We start from the raw sequence: 17,659 nt of genomic DNA, 5'->3' as shown, positions 1-17,659 counted from the left end.
CGAAGTAAACGGACGAATAAATAAACGCAACCCTAGATAATAGGTTGTGAGTGTGGTTAAGCATAAGCAACAGCCCTAGGCTGTATTTAATCTTTATGTTAGATTAATCCAATATTTTTTAATCCCTTTTTGAATCATTGTGAGATATCCATGAAATGGCCTAATCTTAAGCACCTGCACTATTTGGTGACGCTACATCAAGAGCAACATTTTCATCGTGCTGCCCAGCGCTGTAATGTAAGTCAGTCAACACTGAGTACGGCCATTCAGAACTTAGAAGAACATTTTGGAAGTCAGCTTCTAGAACGTGAACACAAAACGTTTGTGTTTACTTCACTAGGTTTAGATATTGTTGAGCGCAGTAAGGTGCTGCTACAAGAAGCCGGTGAGCTAGTTGAATACGCGCAAAACGCGGGCAACTGGCAACGAGGGACCTTAAAGTTAGGCGTTATTCCTACCATCGCACCGTTTTTGTTTGAAGGCATGATGGGTGCGTTTTCTACGTTTCTACCTGAGATCAATTTAGAGATGCAGGAAGACACCACCGAAAAACTGCTACAGCAATTGACTGACGGCCGATTAGACTTACTGATCTTAGCGCTTCCAATGGAAACCCCAGGGTGTAAACAAATGGTTTTGGGGCACGACCCGTTCCACCTCATCGCTCACGAAGATATGGCCGAGCAACTGCCTAACCCAGTGGATATTTCGACCTTGCCTAAAAAGAGTATTTTCTTATTACAGCAAGAACATTGTATGACAGGACACGCCGTAAGCGCGTGTAACCTTCAGCATAGCGACCAAATTAGCAGTGTGGCGGCAAGCAGCCTGTATACCTTGGTGCAACTAGCGAACAGCAAAATGGGCTATACCTTTTTACCTGAGCTCGCGATCAATCAATCCATTCTTGAGCACACTGGACTTAAAAGCTTCCCAGCCGAAGAACAGGGCTTTAGAGAGATTGGGTTAGTATGGCGTTCAGGCACAACGCGTATGCAGTTGTTTCGTCGTATTGGTGAAATCATCTCGCCTCTGCTGCCAAAGCCTACGTTGAAATAGTTTTTGCTTAACAACACGCGCGGTTTAGTAATTTTTATTGCCGCGCGTTTTTAATGGCCTACATTTTAGGTGCGATATGCCCTAATTCTGCAGCCCAGGTGAGTTCGGATCTTTTAAGATTATTTGCCGCACTAGCGCCAAAGCTGTGCAGCGCATTGTAAGCGCTGTTAGATGGAACACGGCAATAGTGGCAAAGCGCATAGAACAAAAGACTACAGCGGTGCTGTGAACCGTCGCAGTGTAGATATATCTTGGCTCCCTCAGTCAGCATTTGAGATAGCTCATGAAGGTATTGATGAAGGTGTACATCTTCGGTGGGTGACTCTGACGACGGGTGTAAAAAGGGAACCCATAACCATTCTAACCCTGCCGCGTTCGAGCTATCGCGAATAACCGGAGCTTTTTCTTCACTGGTTTGCACCGTTGCAATATGGGTAACACCCAGTGACTTAAGCCGTTTAAAATCGCTTTCTACGGGCTTTTTCCCCAAGCATATTTGACCTGCGCGTAGTGAAAACCACGCGATATTCGGTTTTGCTGTTGTGCTGTCTTCTTTTTTCTCAGCGTCTTGCATAGCTGCGTTATCTAAAACCTATTGTTAAACGACAAAGTAATAAATAGAAAAGTAATGGCAGCTACATCCGCCAATAACGAACAAGTGCCAAATTGCATGGGTGTACTTTACCTTTTTTGCCACGTAAAAGCACACGCCTACGCTGAAACACAGCCCACCTGCTACCAGTAACCAGAGTCCAGCGCCTGGCAGGGCAACATAGAGCGGGTAAATTAGGCCTAGAGCAATCCAGCCCATTAATAGGTAGGTCATTACCGACACTTTTGGAAACTTGTGCTGAGCGATAAGTTTAAACGCGACGCCACCTAGCGCTAAGCTCCAAATAATAGCAGTCATGGTAATACCTAAGACGCCACCAATCGAAACCAGTAACAATGGTGTGTAAGTACCTGCTATCAATAAATATATTGCACTGTGGTCGAATAACTTAAGCCACCCCTTAGCTTTTTGGTGCGAAATGGCATGATAAAGCGTAGAACTTAAAAAAACGAGAATTAGGGTAGACCCGTAAATGGCGGCTGTGGTTAGCGCTAATGTATCTTCAGCGCGGTACAGCATAAATATTAAACCCACGATAGCCGCTATAAAGCCAATGCCGTGAGTAATACTATTCAACCACTCTTCTAAAACGGAGTAAGCTTTGGCAGAAATAGCTTTTGTTTGTTCCTTCACGTCTGTCATCACGTTTCCTGTTTTGCAATCAGTAGAAATATGCACACCTCTTATTTATCTTTCCGCATATCTATGACAATTATAGCGCACACTTGTTCGCTCAATATGAAAATATTAACAGAAAACGCCGATAGTCTGATGACGATAAGATTACAAAGGAACTTATAAATCGGTGTTTTCGAAGCAGCCGCCCAATTTATCCAGAAGGTGTTTTAATGTGCGACTTTCTTCTGTACTCATACCATTGAACTTGCAAAGCATTTGCGCGGGCACTTCTTCTGCTACGGCTTTCTGTTCCTTACCCATTTTTGTAAGCTGTACGCGCTTAACGCGTTTGTCGATTTCGTCTTTAGTAACAATTAGAAAGCCCTTTTCTTCCAGCTTCTTTAAGATCAAAGACATGGCACCACCGTCAATCACTGTTTTGTCCAGAAGCTGAGCAATAGTGATGTTATCGGTTTCCCACAGGGCCATTAAAGTTACATATTGAGGGTAGGTAATATCTAACGCTTTAAGAAGTGGGCGGTAAGCGCGAGTGAATGCATTCGACAGCGTATAAAAACGATGACAAAGTTGATTTTCCAACTTTAATAATTCTGACATGACACTTAACCCTTGTTGATACTAGTCTCCGAATGCTATTTATATTTTGCATACAAAATACTTGATCCGCAACTGAGTTTGGTGTTAATTTATTTTGCATGCAAAGTAAATTAGCAGTTCATTATTGAGGAGAGCAACATGCATAAGCTTCAACAAGTCGTTTATACCGGAACCGCAACAGCAACCGGTGGTCGCGAAGGTACAGCAAAATCCAGCGACGGTAATTTAGATCTTAAATTGTCTACCCCTAAAGCACTGAGTGGCGCTGGTGGTGAAGGTACTAACCCTGAACAAATGTTTGCGGCAGGCTACTCGGCGTGCTTTATTGGTGCGTTAAAGCATGTGGCAGCATCGCAAAAAATTAAGCTAGCTGATGACATTAGCGTAACGGGCGACGTTTCAATTGGCCCTATCGAGCAAGGCTTTGCTATTGCGGTTAAACTAACAGTTGATCTAGGTGATATGGACAAAGCACAAGCACAAAGCTTAGTCGATACTGCCCATCAGGTATGCCCATATTCAAACGCGACCCGTGGCAACATTGAAGTAGATATTAGCTTAGCATAATCATAAAATAGCAGATTCAGCAATTGCGCCCGCCTTAGCGGGCGCAATTATATGTGTTGAACACTGCTACCCTTTAAAAGCTATGCGGCAGTTTCCAGCGTTAGGCTAAAGCAATTGATACTGAAATGATGCATCAAATTTCACTGTACGGTTATAGAAATATAAGGTTTTAAATTATAGCGCATGTAAATAGCAGTTCTTCGAATTAGAGTCGCCAGTCATATAACAGATTGATACACTGAGATCGTATCAATCATCCTTTAGGAAGTTATATGAAAAAATACGGATTACTGGCTACGTTCGTATGTGCGCCTATATTGTTTGCGTGCAGCGATAACAGCAATGTAGACGCAGCCAAGACAGACAATGATCAAGCCGTCAGCGTAAGCTCAGATTCAAACACTGAAGCAAAAACAGCTTCGGTAGAAAATCACGCCGATGCAGCCATTGCCTCTGGGGTAGATTATCACTCCTTCGCGAACCCTAATGAGATTCGGGTTACCCATCTCAGTCTAAACCTAACAGCAAACTTTGAGACCCAGCAGCTAGTTGGTGATGTGACTCTTGATATAAAGCGAACAGAGCCTGAAAACAATACATTGGTCCTAGATACCCGCGCTCTAGATATTAAGAGTGTAACCGTTGACGGTGAAATCGTTCCTTTTGAAATGGGGGAGACGGACGCTGATCTAGGTACGCCTCTTACAATTACACTACCTAGCGCGGCAGACTCGGTGACGGTAGCGTATTCAACCTCGCCCGACGCGTCTGGCGTACAATGGCTAACGCCTGCGCAAACTGCGGGTAAAAAGCACCCGTTCCTGTTCACTCAAGCACAAGCAGTGCATGCGCGAAGCTTTATTCCGCTTCAAGATTCTCCACAAGTACGGGTAACTTATGACGCAACCATTAAAACACCTGAAGCGCTATTGGCGGTGATGAGTGCGTCGAACGACCCTACCACTGCGCGCGATGGAGAATATGAGTTCACCATGCCGCAACCTATCCCTTCGTATCTTATTGCGTTAGCAATAGGTGATTTGAAATTTAAAGGCATGGGCGAGCGTACGGGTGTGTATGCAGAGCCCGCACTTCTTGAAAGCGCCGCAAAAGAATTTGAAGATACTGAAGCCATGTTGGAGGTAACTGAAGAAACTTATGGTCCTTATCAGTGGGACCGTTACGACCTTCTTATTCTCCCGCCGTCGTTCCCGTTTGGCGGTATGGAAAACCCTCGTTTGTCGTTCATCACGCCGACAGTTATCGCAGGGGATAAAAGCTTGGTCTCGTTAATAGCTCACGAACTGGCGCATAGCTGGTCTGGTAACACCGTCACCAATGCTACATGGCGCGACCTTTGGTTAAACGAAGGCTTCACGACTTATCTAACTTACCGCATTATGGAGATGATCTACGGCCACGATCGTTTCAAAAAAGAAGCCGTGCTGGGTTATCAAGACTTAGAAAAGGATATTGCAGCTTTAGATGAGAATGATGAAATCCTTGCTATCGATCTTCGTGGTCGTAATCCGGACGATGTTTTCTCCAACATACCATACGAAAAAGGCGCTCTTTTCTTACGTGAAATTGAACAAAGGATTGGTCGAGAGAACTTTGACGCGTTCTTAATGCAATACTTCAAAGACTTTGCCTTTAAGAGTATTACCACTGATACATTTATCACCTACTTAGACGATACGTTATTGAAGCAGTATCCAGATAAGCTAGACGCGAAGCGCATCCAAACGTGGATTTTTGAACCAGGCATTCCCGAGGGAGCGCCACAGCCAGAATCTGATGCGTTCACTAAAATCGATGACACACGAAGCGCTTGGCTTTCTGGCGAAGTGAAAGCGGCGGATATTGAAACCGCGCAGTGGACTGTACACGAGTGGCTATATTTTCTAAACAACATGCCTGAAACGTTAAGCGAAGCTCAGCTTGCTGAGCTAGATTCAGCGTTTTCACTCACCTCGACTAAAAACAACGAAATTGCTCATAGCTGGTTGATGATCGCAGTAGAGAATAACTATCAGCCTGCCTATGATCGTTTGTATAGCTACTTGGTGTCGATAGGGCGCAATAAGCTTGTTAAGCCCCTTTATCGCGAGCTATCAAAAACACCTGAAGGCAAGGCGTTTGCTAAACGCGCATTTGAAGAAGCTAAACCGGGCTATCACCCACTTACGGTGAAAGCGAATGAAGGCTATGTGAATTAATCATCAGTCGTTCTGTTAAGTTAGTGACAAGTAGAGCAGCGCATTAGGCGCTGCTTTTTTATTTTTACCAAGCGCATTATTTGTACGAAAATTTGAACGATTGTTCAGAAAGGCGATCTTAAAGTTAGGACGAGCGTATCAACATTTAACTGTAATTAAAGTGCAGCTGAGCAGCTTATTTGCTAGCCGCACGCTGAAGGATTCGAATTAATTGTTAAGGAGTTTTTATGTATACACAAAAGATGCACCCAGCTACTACTTTTCCTGAAGTAAAAGCGACGTTATCAACTGGCGAGACAATATCGCTGGCTGACAAGGGCGAAGGATGTGACTGGAAGATGGTAGTTGTTTATCGTGGCAAGCACTGCCCGATTTGTACCAAATACTTAAACAAACTTGAAGATTTCACAGGTCGACTACGTGAGCTCAATATTGATGTTGTCGCGGTAAGCGGCGATAGTAAAGAGCAGCTTGAAGAACACTTAAACGACTTGTCTATCAACTTCCCGATTGCTTACGGGTTGTCGCAAAGCGACATGGAAAAACTAGGTCTATATATTTCTGAGCCCCGTTCAGAAAAAGAAACCGATCACAATTTCGCAGAGCCCGCGTTGTTTGTGCTTAACGGTGATAACGAAATTCACATTGCTGAAATCGCCAACGCGCCGTTCGTTCGTCCAGACTTAGAGCAGCTAGTATCGGGTCTAGAGTTTATTCGCAACCCAGAGAATAACTATCCTATTCGCGGTACGTTTAAAGGCTAAGATTGCGAGTCAGTAATAGTGATATGTCGTTCAAAAGTGAGGCTCTAGTGTTTATGAAATGACCCCATACAGTTGGACTCATTTTTTAAACGGCAACCAAGGCCTGATTTCGATATTGTATCGGACTCAGGCCTTTTAATTTTCTTTAGCTTGCTCGTTTTCCGCAGATACGGAAAAAGCAATGGGCGTCATCTGCTTTCTAAAGTCACTTAGTGCATTTAAGGGCAGCTCAATATCTATTTCAACACTGCTTCCATAGCTGCAGTTGGCAATTTTGCCATCAGCTTGTTCCACTAAATGACGGACGAACTGCTCATGTTTGAAATCAATGTCTACACAAACCGGTTCTAGTTTTATTTCTTGTCTTACTTCAAGAGCGTCAATGGCTTGCTGAGCAGCAGCGGAATACGCGCGAACCAAGCCTCCTGCACCTAATTTAACGCCACCAAAATACCGCGTAACAATAACCATAATATCGCCAATATCTTTGTGCTGAAGCACATTCAATATGGGCTTTCCTGCTGTGCCGCTAGGTTCGCCGTCATCGGCCATAGCTGCACTACTGGGCGCATTGGGGTTTCCAAACACATAAGCCCAGCAGTGATGTCTGGCGTCGGGATATTGTTGTTTGACGCTTTCTAAAAGTGCCATTGCACTTTCACGAGAATTGGCAAAGCCGGCGCAAGCAATGAACTTGCTTTTCTTAATTTCGTACAGGGTTTCAACCTGTTTGGCGGGAACGGGATAAGTCATTGGCACATTGTAAGCCAAGAGCATTTTTTATTTAAGCTTAATCAGTCAGATGAAGCAATCTATCGCTAAATAACGGATTGTTTCAATAGCAATAGGCACCTATAAAAATAGGGTGGTCAAAAATGCTACTATTTGGCTAATTATCTTGAAAGGTGGTTTTTCTCATGCGCTACAGATAAGTGATTTCTGTTGTGTTTGTCGTTAAGTTATTAAGTTCAATGGTTTTTTTAAAGTTGGCGTAGTGATTGTAATAACAATATTAATTGTGAATGTGGCTAAGACGTAATGCCACTAACAGGTAACTTCGTCCCAATAAGGAAATCATGCTATGAAATCACGTACTATTGCTATTGTTGCTCTTGCATCACTATTCACTGGAAGTGCTCTCGCTTCTGTCGAATTCATCCCTACTGACGATTCAGTAACGTCTAACCTTTGTGTAACGGCTGCAACTGGAAATAAATGGAAGTTTCACAACCAGATTAAAGCGTCAGCGTTAGATAAAAAATACGTAGCAGAAGAGATGACTTGTAATGGTCTTACGGTCTCGGCTTTTGTAGACCAGTACGGTAAAAATGGAGATAGCATTAAAAAATATCTGAATATTCAACAGCAGCACATTGCTAATGTAGCTCACACTAAATAGAGCGAAAGCGCCAATTCAGAAGATTGCTCTAAGTGCTTGTATACCTTCAAATTATAGTAAATTTAGAGAAGTACAATAAATTTAGAAGAGCAGGTTAAAGAAAAGAGGGCTGTGTACAATGACAGCCCTCTCTAATCTTTATCTAGGTCTCTTAACGCAATATACCGGAAACGGTTTCTGATACATTTAATGCGCCTTTTTGAATTTCATCAATTATGCTTTGAACTTGTGCAATTTGCTGACTGTTTTGGTCTACGCTATCTTTTACGCCTGACATTTTCTTCGTCGACTTGTCAGCAAGCTTTCTGTTCTCTGCAACCACGCTTTCTATTTCCACTGTAGAGTCACTAGTTCGCTGCGCAAGCTGTCTTACTTCATCGGCTACAACGGCAAAACCTCTGCCTTGATCGCCAGCTCGTGCTGCTTCAATGGCAGCGTTTAGTGCTAACAGATTGGTTTGCTCAGCAATACCACTAATGGTTGTCACAATAGTTTCAATCTTAAGTGACTGTTCACTGAGTTCATGCATTAGCTGGTTGGTTTCTTCAACTTCAGAAAGAGCAGCGTCGAAAGTTTCTACGCTACGCTGCAAAGAAGAGGCGCCATCCGCAGCAATTTGTGAAGTCTCTTCAGCGGTTGATACTGCTAATTCAGCTGCTTGTGCAATGGCATCTTTCTCATTCACTGCATCGGTGATATTAGATGCGAATTTAATCACTTTCACTACTCGACCTGAAGCGTCGAACACGGGATTGTAGGTTGCTTCTAACCACAGTGCATTACCGTTTGAATCTACGCGCTCAAACTGACCCGAAGAGAAATTGCCTCGAGCAAGGTTATCCCAAAAATTGGGGTTCTCTTGATAGAACTTATCGCGGCAGAACATGCGGTGATGTTTACCTTGAATGTCAGTCAAACTGTATTTGACTGTGGCCGTGAAGTTGTCATTCGCTGTGATAATAGTGCCGTCTGGCTCGAATTCGATAACCGCCATCGATTTGTTTAACGCATCAGTGACTGCTTTACCTTCAAAATACGCCGTTTCGTGTTCAGTAATATCGTGATAAATAGCGTGTACTTCCACACTACCGTTTTTATTTGCAGTAACATAGCTTGCTTTAAGCCATTTGGTTTCACCGAGCGCTGATTTTCTTGCAACCGTTCCGCTGAAACTGCCACCATTAACGAGCTGTTGCCAAAACGTTTTGTATTGGGGTTCAGCTTCAACCCCTTCAACTCGCATCGTGGCATGAGAAAACGATGCTACTGTGGAGTTTGGATAATTCAAAATGGAAAGTAATGCTGAAGAGGCATAGGTGCACTGTCCATCAGTATTGTAGATGGCATAAGCCGTATTATTTTTAAACGCATCCAGCGTACCAAGCAAACCTTGACTCTCGTCCCTAAGAGCCGATATGTCATTATTGTATCGAGAGCTTGATACAAACATAATGTCTCCTTAAGTTACATGCATATTTTTAAATGCGCGCAGTATAGATGCTCTTTGTTGAAGAAATATTTCGTTTAAACATTTAGCGGATTTCACGAGCTAGGTATTATCCATTGGGCTTAATTCCGCCAAGAATGGTTGTATTTTTATTACAGTGCAGTAACTATCCGCATTGAACAAGAATTAATAAAACTGATAAGACCACCTGATGCCATTAGAACGATTTATTCCTTTTCGTAAGCATGATGTCGCTACTTTATGTGAGGGGTTACTTTTTTACGATTCCGAAGGTTTGCGGACTCTCTCTACGCTGTTATTCAGCCGTATACATTACCAGTACCACGAACAACTAGAAGCGCTGAAAAATAGCTATAGCCATTTCGATCCAAATAAAGACACACGTGAATTGCAGCCTTCAGATGAAAGGGCACTCAAACAGAACCAAAAAGCGTTTGCCAAGGGGTTTGCCAGCCTCTTAAACGCAGCTAATTTTGAGAAAGTCACAGATGATGATTTGGAAGCTGCAATGAATGAGGAATCCTTGTTCAAAGTGCGTCTCGCGGTAAGTTTCAATGACTTTGAAGATGTGGTGTTTTATCGACGGGGCGAGTCGGTAAAAACGGAAACCGTACGTACCTTTTTCGGACTACGCAAAAAGCAGGTGTCGTTTACAAATTACGACAAAGTGGCTGTTTATATCACTTTTAAAGATGAAGCCTACTTCAAAGAGAAAGGGCAAACGCCAGTTACCTTTAAACCTGGTTCCACCATAGTAAAGCTTTTCCAAAACGTACCTAAAGCAGACTTGGAGATGCTGTTTCCCAATAGCGAAGTCAAAATGCGTCCGCTAGATAAGTTGATCATTAGTGCATCGGCGGCAATAGGTGGCACCGTGGTGCTAGTGACTAAATTAGGCGCATCGCTACTTCTCATGGCATCTTTTCTGGCCTTTTGGCTTGGCTTTAAAGACGAAGAAGTGGAATTGACTAAGCAAAGCCTAATAACTTTTGGTATTGGCATGGGTGTATTCGGCAGCTTTATCTTTAAGGAATGGACAAAGTTTAAAAACCGAAAAATTCGGTTTATGAAGGCCTTGTCTGACAATCTGTATTTTAAGAATTTGGACAATAACGCTGGCGTGTTTCATACGTTAATTGACGCGGCAGAGGAAGAAGACTGCAAAGAGGCTTTGTTGGCTTATACATTTTTGCTGAAATGTAGTGAAGTGTCTGTAGAAGGTGGTGCTGCATTCTGCGCGGTGCGTGCAGAGCGCGAGATTGCCGCTGGTGGAATGACATTGGCAACGCTCGATAGTGTAATAGAAAGTTACTTTTCAAAAGAGCTTGATTGTGCGCTCGATTTCGACGTTACTGACGCTATTAATAAGCTGGTGGACATGGAACTAGTCGAACAATACGGCGATATTTTTGTGGCGCGGGCGCTTAACGATGCTGTGAAGATACTTGATGACTACTGGGATAATATTTATCAGCCTGTTTGATTGTTTCTTGTACCGTCTAGCAGATTGCCCAAGCTAGGTTATTTCATCTGGTATCCTTTGCGACGCCTTTGGTTTTAAATAAACGAGGCTAAGGAAAAAAATAAGACCGGCAACGGAAGTTTCAAACCGTTGTCATAAAAGCACAAAATCTCTATAGTTGCCTTAAGGTGTGTAGAGCTATGTACACACCTTGGCAGCAACCGCATTGCACTGAATGCGCATCTTTATCTCCAATGCAACAAGCCTGGTTCACTTCTACATGAAAATATTGCATACGTCTGACTGGCACTTAGGTCAGAGTTTTTTTACGAAAAGTCGCAAAAACGAACATGCCGCTTTCCTTAAATGGCTTCTTCAACAAGTAGAAGTGCATCAAATAGATGCGATTATTGTCGCGGGTGATGTGTTTGACACGGGCACGCCGCCTAGCTACGCCAGAGAGCTCTACCATGCGTTTATCGGTGAACTACAGGGCATGCAGTGCACATTGGTGGTGCTGGGAGGAAATCACGATTCAGTGTCGGTGTTAAACGAAAGTAAGGCGCTACTGAAATACTTAAATAGCCACGTAATAGCCAGTACCTATGGCGAATTAAGTGAACAAGTCATTACGCTTAACGATCGCAAGGGGCAGCCCAGTGCCGTACTGTGTGCCGTACCGTTCATTCGCCCACGTGATGTGCTTGTTAGTGAGGCAGGACAAAGCGGCACTGACAAGCGCCGAGCGCTGGGCGACGCGATAAAGCAGCATTACGGAAAGCTTTACAATGAAGCCCTGTCACTGCGCGCCTCAATTGAAGAAAAGCGAATAAAAGAGGGGAGTGAAAATAGCGCAGCCATTCCTATTCTTGCTACAGGGCACTTAACCGCTTTAGGCGTGAGTCAGTCAGAAAGTGTGCGCGATATCTACATTGGCACCCTTGAAGGCTTTGACGCCAAGGGATTTCCGCCTGCTGATTATATTGCACTTGGGCATATTCACAGGCCACAGAAAGTCGCAAAGACAGAACACATTCGCTATTCAGGCTCGCCAATACCGCTAAGTTTTGATGAACTAAACACACAAAAACAAGTGGTGTTAGTCTCGTTTGAATCTGAAAGCACAACGCCAACTATCTCAACGCTTCCGGTACCGCGCTTTCAGGCCATGGAAGTAATAAAAGGCGATTTAAAAGCGATTGAGGCGGACATTAATGAAAGCGAAGCCATCGCGCTAGCTTCTTCTCAAACAGGTGATGCCGTTAGCGAAGTGGATAAAGCCCTTAGCGAGGTAAATAAACCCCTTAGCGCAACGGATAACGCCATTAGTCCTAAAGATCCTGTGTGGTTATGCATTGAAGTTGAAACACAAGACTACCTAACTGATTTGCAACAGCGTATTCAGGGCTTGTTAGAAGGAAAAAACGCTGAGATTTTACAGTTGAAACGCAAGCGTAAGCGAACAGTAAATAGCTTAACGGAAAAGCAAAACGTCCAGCTTAGCGAACTATCAGTAAACGATGTATTTGAAGCGCGTTTGGCATTGGAGAGCATAGAAGATAATACAACAAGTGAGTCGGCACAAGAAACCCTGCTAGATGATGACCAAAGCGCCAGAGGAAAGGTAGAAGCAGGGACAGAGAAAAGCGCTTCACGCATCAACCGGATAAGGCAGCTGTTTAATGAAGCGCTAGAACGAGTGCATACCAATGATGAAGATGCTGAAGCGCCAGTAGAGGCATCATTGGCAAACAAGACAGAAAACAAAGGCGAGTAACACAATGAGAATATTGACCTTACGCCTTAAAAACCTAAACGCTCTAAAAGGGGAGTGGAAGATAGATTTCACCCAGTCTCCGTTTATCGACAATGGGCTGTTTGCTATCACAGGCCCAACGGGGGCGGGTAAAACCACGCTGCTTGATGCCATTTGTTTAGCGCTTTATCACCAAACCCCTCGCTTGGGGCCAATTTCAACGTCTAACAACGACATCATGACCCGCGGCACGGCGGAGTGTTTGGCGGAGGTTGAGTTTGATATTAAGGGGAAAGCATACCGTGCGTTTTGGAGTATGCGTCGGGCCAGAGGGAAAGTTGACGGTAACCTGCAAAGTGCCGATGTTGAGCTGGCCGAAGTTGAAAGCGGCAAGGTATTGGCTACCCAAGTTAGGCCGAAAAGCGAAGAGATTGAAAAGCTGACTGGCCTTAATTTTGCTCGTTTCACCAAGTCTATGATGTTGTCGCAAGGGGATTTTGCTGCGTTTTTAAATGCTAACGAGGCCGATCGAGCCGAGTTGCTTGAAGAGTTAACCGGTACCGAAATTTACGGGCAGATATCACAGGCAGTACATCAGCAATTTAGTGACGCTAAACAAAAGAAAAAAGAGTTTGCGATAAAGCTGGAAGGCGTAACCTTGCTTAGCGACGAGCAAATTACCCAGCTTGAAGAAGAGCAAGCACAAACCAAGAGCCAAGTCGCAACGTCTAACCAAACACTTGTTCAGTTACAAAAGCAACAGCAGTGGCAACATGCGTTTAACACAAACGAGCTAGCCATTAACGAAGCCAGTGAAGCACAGCAGGCTGCGAATAGCGCCATCAATGAGGCAAAGCATGAGCTTGAACTCCTAACCCAAAGCGAGCCAGCTGAAAAGCTTCGCCTGCCATTTTTGCAAAGAAACGGGCTTCAGCAAGATGTAACCCGTTATAAAGAAAAACTTGAAGAGAAAGCAGCCCAGTTGCCCGACGTAAAAACGCAAAAGGCACAGCTCAGTTTAGAAGTGACCAACGCCGAACAAGCGTTAGTTCTTACAAAGCAACAAAGCAGTAAGCTTGAAAAGCGCATAAATGAGCAGGTAGTTCCGCTAGATAACCAAATAGCGCAACTCACTACTGAACAGCAAAAAGCAAACGAAAACGCGGCACGTTTAAGGCAGTCAATAAACGCGCTAACGCTAAAGCGCACAGAAATCGAAAACGCTTCGGCAGATAACAAGACCAAGCTTGTTGAACTGGAAACCTACTTACATGAACATCACTCACTTAGCGGCATAGCTGAATTTATAAGTGGCTGGAGCGAAACGGCGCGTCATATTGAACACGATAAAAAGCAGTTAGAAACACTGACACAAAGCGTAAATAATCATCGTCAGGCGCTTTCATCCCTAGATGACGCTATCGCAAAAACAAATGAGTCGTTAAGCGCGTTAACGCAGACCTTCGATGACAAAAACGCGCAAGTGGCCAAGTGCGAAGAGGCACTTCAGGCCGCGCTATCTGACAAACCAAGTGATACTAATAGTGCTAATGCAACCAGCAAAGCAAGCCTTCAGCAAGAGCGTGATACCAAGCTCCATCATTGGGATAACGTGTTACAGATAGGGCATATTCAACAGCAATATTTAGCACTAGAGCAAGACAGAGTATCGCTGGGTGCGCAAAAGGAAAACTTAGCGAAGAAACTAGCTCAGCAGCAATCTGACCGTCAAGCCTTGGTTGATGCTTACAGGCAAGTTCGTAGTAATTTAAAAGACATAGAAGCGATTATCGCCCTGGATGCTGAAGTGGCGCACCTTCGCGCACAGTTAAAAAATGGCGAGCCATGCCCTGTTTGTGGGGCAAACGAGCACACCACGTCTAGCGTGGTTATTGATGTACCTGAAACTATTCAAAAGCGAGATAGCCTAAAGCAGCAGTTAGATGATATTGAGCAGCGAGGGGCGCGAGCAAAAGAAAGCGTTGCACAGACTGAATTCACTCTTGCTCAGGTTAATAAGCAGTTGGAACAGGCAAGCGGGCAACGAGATACGCTGTTAGAAAAGTGGCAGCAGATCTCAAGCGTACTTAGCGCTGATATACCAAGCTTTGAAAACGTCGACATGAATACATCGCAAAGCGTCGCCCAATTTACCCAGGAGTTTAAAACTCGTCTCGATGATATTAGTGCCCAATTAACCCGTTTAGAAGAGTGCGAGCAAGCTCTAAATGCTGCTTTGCAGGCTAAAAATGAAGCGCAACAGGCATTACAAGGCAAGCAGTCAGAACTTGCAGTTTCTCTGCAGCAGCGCGAAACCTTGGAAAAGCAATTTACCGAACGTAGTGCAGAGTTAGAGAATAAAACAAAAGGGGTTAACGATGGTATTTTAGCGCTCAGCGAGACTATGACGGCGCACGGTGCTGATATTCACAACCTGTCTATTGATGGAATTGCCACGTGGTTAAATGAAAAAGCCGAAGCGCTTAAAACCTATAAACACAATCATCAGCTACACGCCAAACTTAAAGATGAGTTGCAAGGGGTAAGTAGCACCTTGCTTGTGGTCAATCGTGATATCGAAAGCGCTGAGAACCAACTTAAGGGCGTATCCGAAGAGCTTGTGCAGCTAGATAATAGTTTAAAGGCGCTGCGAGACTCACGCAAAACCGTATTCCCTGAAGGTGATATTGCTGAAACCAGAAATAACGCAAGCGAAGCCCAAGACCACGCTGAGCGAAATGTAAATGAATGCAAAACTCGCCTGCAACAAACGGACACTATTTTGTCTCGTTTAGAGGCCGAAATTGCCCAGCTTAATGAGCAACTAAACGAGAAAGAACTGGCACTTACAGAGGCAACAGAGCACTTTAACCGTCAGTTGACGAGCAGCCCATTTGCCGATGAGCAAGCGTTCAGCAATGCACTTTTAGACGAAGAAACTCGCAACACCCTGCTTGAACTGCAAAAGCGATTAGCTCAGCAAAAACAACAAGCGGACTTAAAGCTAGAAAACGCGCTAGCTACCGAACAATCGCTAAAATCCCATGCTAATGCAGCGCAGTGGCAGAGCGAGTTAGAAGAGCACGGTGCACAGTGGCTCGATTCGAAAATTACCCAGCAAGCTCAGCAGCGTGACGCGCTGTTATCTTCTTTAGGGCAAATTGAACAGCAGCTAAGCGCTAACAATCAAGCCCGTGAAAAGCAGCAGCAGCTTGTGGATGAGATGGCCGCGTTTGAGGCCTATTATGACGATATTACTTATCTGCATTCATTAATTGGTTCGGCAAGCGGCGACAAATTCAGACGGTTTGCCCAAGGGCTTACGTTAGACAACTTAGTGCAGCTTGCAAATCAGCAGCTTGATAAATTGCACGGTCGCTATCAGCTAATGCGAAAAGAAAACGAAGGGTTGGGTTTAAGTGTATTAGACACCTGGCAAGGTGATGTAGTGCGAGACACCAAGACCCTGTCTGGCGGAGAAAGCTTTTTGGTAAGCCTTGCACTAGCCTTGGCGTTATCTGACCTAGTCAGCCACAAAACCAGTATCGATTCACTGTTTTTGGATGAAGGCTTTGGCACCCTTGATGCTGAAACCTTAGATGTGGCCCTTGATGCACTAGACAACCTAAATGCCAGCGGAAAGATGATTGGCGTGATAAGCCATATTGAAGCCATGAAAGAGCGTATTCCTACTCAGCTTAAAGTGATTAAACGCAACGGTGTGGGCTTAAGTGCACTAGAAAAGCCTTACGCGGTGGGGTGACCCACCGCGTAAACCCTTATAAACGGCAAGCACACGGTAATTTGCGAGTAACTAAGACCAAACTGGTTCATTTGTTGGGCGTAATACTTTATGGTGCGTCGTCAAAAATAATAATGGACCAACATTTATGGATTCAACGTCACGCCCTAGTCTGTTTCAGCGCTACATGAATGGCAGTTTGGTACTGCAAATTATCATTGGTATCGTATGCGGTATTGCGATAGCGAGTTTTTCACCTTCAGCTGCTCAATCAGTAGGGCTGTTGGGGAGCTTATTCGTAAAGGCCCTAAAAGCGATTGCTCCTCTATTAGTTTTTGTTTTGGTCATGGCGTCCATTGCCAACCACAAGCAAAACGAGCAAACTTTTATCAAACCCGTGCTTGTGCTTTATCTGTTGGGCACACTACTGGCCGCACTCACCGCCGTATTGGCAAGCTTCGCTTTTCCCACAAGTTTAAGTTTAGTGACCTCTGACATTAGCCAAGCTGCACCAAAAGGGGTGTCGGAAGTGCTTACCACGTTACTTTATAACATGGTGGATAACCCGGTGAATGCGCTAGTAAATGGAAACTACATCGGTATTCTTACTTGGGCTGTAGGTCTAGGTTTAGGCCTTCGACACGCTAGCGAGGCAACGAAAGCACTGCTGCAAAATATGGCAGATAGCGTAACAACCGTGGTAGGTTTTGTTATTAAACTCGCGCCCTTCGGTATTTTCGGCTTGGTAGCTAATACCATTGCTACAACGGGCTTTGAAGCTTTGCTTGGCTACTCTCATTTATTAACGGTACTCATTGGCGCGATGCTATTTATCGCACTTGTGACCAACCCGCTGTTAGTCTTTTTGGCAACGAAAAAGAATCCGTATCCTTTGGTGTTTAAATGCTTAAAAGAAAGCGGTATCACGGCATTTTTCACCCGTAGTTCTGCCGCCAATATTCCGGTAAACATGGCGTTGTGCAAACGCTTAAAGCTAGATGAAGATACCTACTCGGTATCCATTCCGTTAGGCGCCACCATTAATATGGCTGGGGCTGCGATCACCATCACGGTGCTTACACTAGCTGCGGTTAACACCTTAGGTATTTCTGTAGATTTCCCTACTGCTGTACTGTTAAGTGTTATTGCTGCGGTATCAGCATGCGGAAGTTCAGGTGTTGCTGGCGGTTCGCTATTGCTTATTCCGCTTGCCTGTAGCCTGTTTAATATACCGAATGAAGTGGCTATGCAGGTGGTTGCGGTGGGCTTTATTGTTGGCGTATTGCAAGACTCTGCTGAAACCGCACTAAATAGCTCCACTGATGTCTTGTTTACCGCCGCTGCGTGTGAAAGGGCGGGTGGCAAGTAAATGTT

The 17,659-nt window shown here is 44.5% G+C and carries 14 protein-coding genes; 9 read left to right on the top strand and 5 right to left on the bottom strand.

Going from position 1 to position 17,659, the window contains the following annotated elements; translation table 11 throughout:
- Nucleotides 1-150 precede the first annotated feature (150 nt).
- The gene (locus ACXACS_RS17610) at nucleotides 151-1,059 is read left to right on the top strand and encodes a LysR substrate-binding domain-containing protein (RefSeq protein WP_474808522.1); all 909 of its coding nucleotides are present in this window, start codon (nucleotides 151-153) and stop codon (nucleotides 1,057-1,059) included.
- A gap of 58 nt (nucleotides 1,060-1,117) precedes the next feature.
- Here the strand turns inward: ACXACS_RS17610 and ACXACS_RS17605 are convergent, their stop codons facing one another.
- The 3 genes from ACXACS_RS17605 to ACXACS_RS17595 all read right to left on the bottom strand — a co-directional run bounded on the left by ACXACS_RS17605 (nucleotide 1,118) and on the right by ACXACS_RS17595 (nucleotide 2,908).
- Nucleotides 1,118-1,633 carry a protein-tyrosine phosphatase family protein gene (locus ACXACS_RS17605; RefSeq protein WP_474808520.1) on the bottom strand — a complete coding sequence of 172 codons (516 nt, stop codon included), beginning with the start codon at nucleotides 1,631-1,633 and terminating at the stop codon, nucleotides 1,118-1,120.
- A gap of 24 nt (nucleotides 1,634-1,657) precedes the next feature.
- Entirely contained in the window at nucleotides 1,658-2,314 is a 657-nt protein-coding gene (gene trhA / locus ACXACS_RS17600; protein WP_474808518.1) for a PAQR family membrane homeostasis protein TrhA, read from the bottom strand.
- Between the two features lie 153 nt (nucleotides 2,315-2,467).
- On the bottom strand, nucleotides 2,468-2,908 hold the full coding sequence (locus ACXACS_RS17595) for a MarR family winged helix-turn-helix transcriptional regulator (protein WP_474808516.1): 441 nt from the start codon (nucleotides 2,906-2,908) through the stop codon (nucleotides 2,468-2,470).
- A 138-nt stretch (nucleotides 2,909-3,046) separates the two neighbouring features.
- Between ACXACS_RS17595 and ACXACS_RS17590 the strand changes: the two genes are divergently transcribed.
- The 3 genes from ACXACS_RS17590 (at nucleotide 3,047) to ACXACS_RS17580 (ending at nucleotide 6,458) form a co-directional block, all read left to right on the top strand.
- A complete protein-coding gene (locus ACXACS_RS17590) occupies nucleotides 3,047-3,475 on the top strand; it encodes an organic hydroperoxide resistance protein (RefSeq protein ID WP_474808514.1) in 429 nt (142 codons plus the stop codon).
- 272 nt (nucleotides 3,476-3,747) lie between these two features.
- On the top strand, nucleotides 3,748-5,694 hold the full coding sequence (locus tag ACXACS_RS17585) for a M1 family metallopeptidase (RefSeq protein WP_474808512.1): 1,947 nt from the start codon (nucleotides 3,748-3,750) through the stop codon (nucleotides 5,692-5,694).
- A 227-nt stretch (nucleotides 5,695-5,921) separates the two neighbouring features.
- A complete protein-coding gene (locus ACXACS_RS17580; RefSeq protein ID WP_474808510.1) occupies nucleotides 5,922-6,458 on the top strand; it encodes a redoxin domain-containing protein in 537 nt (178 codons plus the stop codon).
- Nucleotides 6,459-6,593: 135 nt separating this feature from the next.
- On the opposite strand, the gene ACXACS_RS17575 is transcribed toward ACXACS_RS17580, so the two are convergent.
- A complete protein-coding gene (locus tag ACXACS_RS17575; RefSeq protein ID WP_474808508.1) occupies nucleotides 6,594-7,211 on the bottom strand; it encodes a YigZ family protein in 618 nt (205 codons plus the stop codon).
- A 328-nt stretch (nucleotides 7,212-7,539) separates the two neighbouring features.
- Here ACXACS_RS17575 and ACXACS_RS17570 point away from each other — a divergent pair, with 328 nt between their 5' ends.
- Nucleotides 7,540-7,857: a DUF3718 domain-containing protein gene (locus tag ACXACS_RS17570; protein WP_136780592.1), complete on the top strand. Its 318-nt coding sequence runs from the start codon at nucleotides 7,540-7,542 to the stop codon at nucleotides 7,855-7,857.
- Nucleotides 7,858-8,008: 151 nt separating this feature from the next.
- Here ACXACS_RS17570 and ACXACS_RS17565 read toward each other — a convergent pair whose 3' ends face one another.
- Nucleotides 8,009-9,307, bottom strand: a complete 1,299-nt coding sequence (locus ACXACS_RS17565) for a methyl-accepting chemotaxis protein (RefSeq protein WP_474808506.1) — start codon at nucleotides 9,305-9,307, stop codon at nucleotides 8,009-8,011.
- A gap of 208 nt (nucleotides 9,308-9,515) precedes the next feature.
- Between ACXACS_RS17565 and ACXACS_RS17560 the strand changes: the two genes are divergently transcribed.
- The 4 genes from ACXACS_RS17560 (at nucleotide 9,516) to sstT (ending at nucleotide 17,654) form a co-directional block, all read left to right on the top strand.
- Complete coding sequence (locus ACXACS_RS17560) at nucleotides 9,516-10,808, top strand: TMEM143 family protein (RefSeq protein WP_474808504.1); 1,293 nt, start codon at nucleotides 9,516-9,518, stop codon at nucleotides 10,806-10,808.
- A gap of 259 nt (nucleotides 10,809-11,067) precedes the next feature.
- Nucleotides 11,068-12,564, top strand: coding sequence for an exonuclease subunit SbcD (sbcD, locus tag ACXACS_RS17555; protein ID WP_474808502.1), 1,497 nt, complete (start codon nucleotides 11,068-11,070; stop codon nucleotides 12,562-12,564).
- 4 nt (nucleotides 12,565-12,568) lie between these two features.
- Nucleotides 12,569-16,306: an AAA family ATPase gene (locus ACXACS_RS17550; RefSeq protein ID WP_474808500.1), complete on the top strand. Its 3,738-nt coding sequence runs from the start codon at nucleotides 12,569-12,571 to the stop codon at nucleotides 16,304-16,306.
- Nucleotides 16,307-16,433: 127 nt separating this feature from the next.
- Nucleotides 16,434-17,654 carry a serine/threonine transporter SstT gene (gene sstT / locus ACXACS_RS17545; RefSeq protein WP_474808498.1) on the top strand — a complete coding sequence of 407 codons (1,221 nt, stop codon included), beginning with the start codon at nucleotides 16,434-16,436 and terminating at the stop codon, nucleotides 17,652-17,654.
- Nucleotides 17,655-17,659: the final 5 nt, after the last annotated feature.

It is taken from the genome of Alteromonas sp. AWM4_230 (assembly GCF_056158305.1).
Note: the sequence above shows the minus strand (reverse complement) of the source record. Positions and strands in the feature narration are given on the sequence as shown.

What these genes read in the sequence shown, in the direction of transcription:
- sstT (WP_474808498.1), top strand. Translation starts at nt 16,434, where the DNA reads ATGGATTCAACGTCACGCCCTAGTCTGTTTCAGCGCTACATGAATGGC.
- trhA (WP_474808518.1), bottom strand. Translation starts at nt 2,314, where the DNA reads ATGACAGACGTGAAGGAACAAACAAAAGCTATTTCTGCCAAAGCTTAC.
- ACXACS_RS17610 (WP_474808522.1), top strand. Translation starts at nt 151, where the DNA reads ATGAAATGGCCTAATCTTAAGCACCTGCACTATTTGGTGACGCTACAT.
- ACXACS_RS17570 (WP_136780592.1), top strand. Translation starts at nt 7,540, where the DNA reads ATGAAATCACGTACTATTGCTATTGTTGCTCTTGCATCACTATTCACT.
- ACXACS_RS17585 (WP_474808512.1), top strand. Translation starts at nt 3,748, where the DNA reads ATGAAAAAATACGGATTACTGGCTACGTTCGTATGTGCGCCTATATTG.
- sbcD (WP_474808502.1), top strand. Translation starts at nt 11,068, where the DNA reads ATGAAAATATTGCATACGTCTGACTGGCACTTAGGTCAGAGTTTTTTT.
- ACXACS_RS17590 (WP_474808514.1), top strand. Translation starts at nt 3,047, where the DNA reads ATGCATAAGCTTCAACAAGTCGTTTATACCGGAACCGCAACAGCAACC.
- ACXACS_RS17560 (WP_474808504.1), top strand. Translation starts at nt 9,516, where the DNA reads ATGCCATTAGAACGATTTATTCCTTTTCGTAAGCATGATGTCGCTACT.
- ACXACS_RS17605 (WP_474808520.1), bottom strand. Translation starts at nt 1,633, where the DNA reads ATGCAAGACGCTGAGAAAAAAGAAGACAGCACAACAGCAAAACCGAAT.
- ACXACS_RS17595 (WP_474808516.1), bottom strand. Translation starts at nt 2,908, where the DNA reads ATGTCAGAATTATTAAAGTTGGAAAATCAACTTTGTCATCGTTTTTAT.
- ACXACS_RS17575 (WP_474808508.1), bottom strand. Translation starts at nt 7,211, where the DNA reads ATGACTTATCCCGTTCCCGCCAAACAGGTTGAAACCCTGTACGAAATT.
- ACXACS_RS17580 (WP_474808510.1), top strand. Translation starts at nt 5,922, where the DNA reads ATGTATACACAAAAGATGCACCCAGCTACTACTTTTCCTGAAGTAAAA.
- ACXACS_RS17565 (WP_474808506.1), bottom strand. Translation starts at nt 9,307, where the DNA reads ATGTTTGTATCAAGCTCTCGATACAATAATGACATATCGGCTCTTAGG.
- ACXACS_RS17550 (WP_474808500.1), top strand. Translation starts at nt 12,569, where the DNA reads ATGAGAATATTGACCTTACGCCTTAAAAACCTAAACGCTCTAAAAGGG.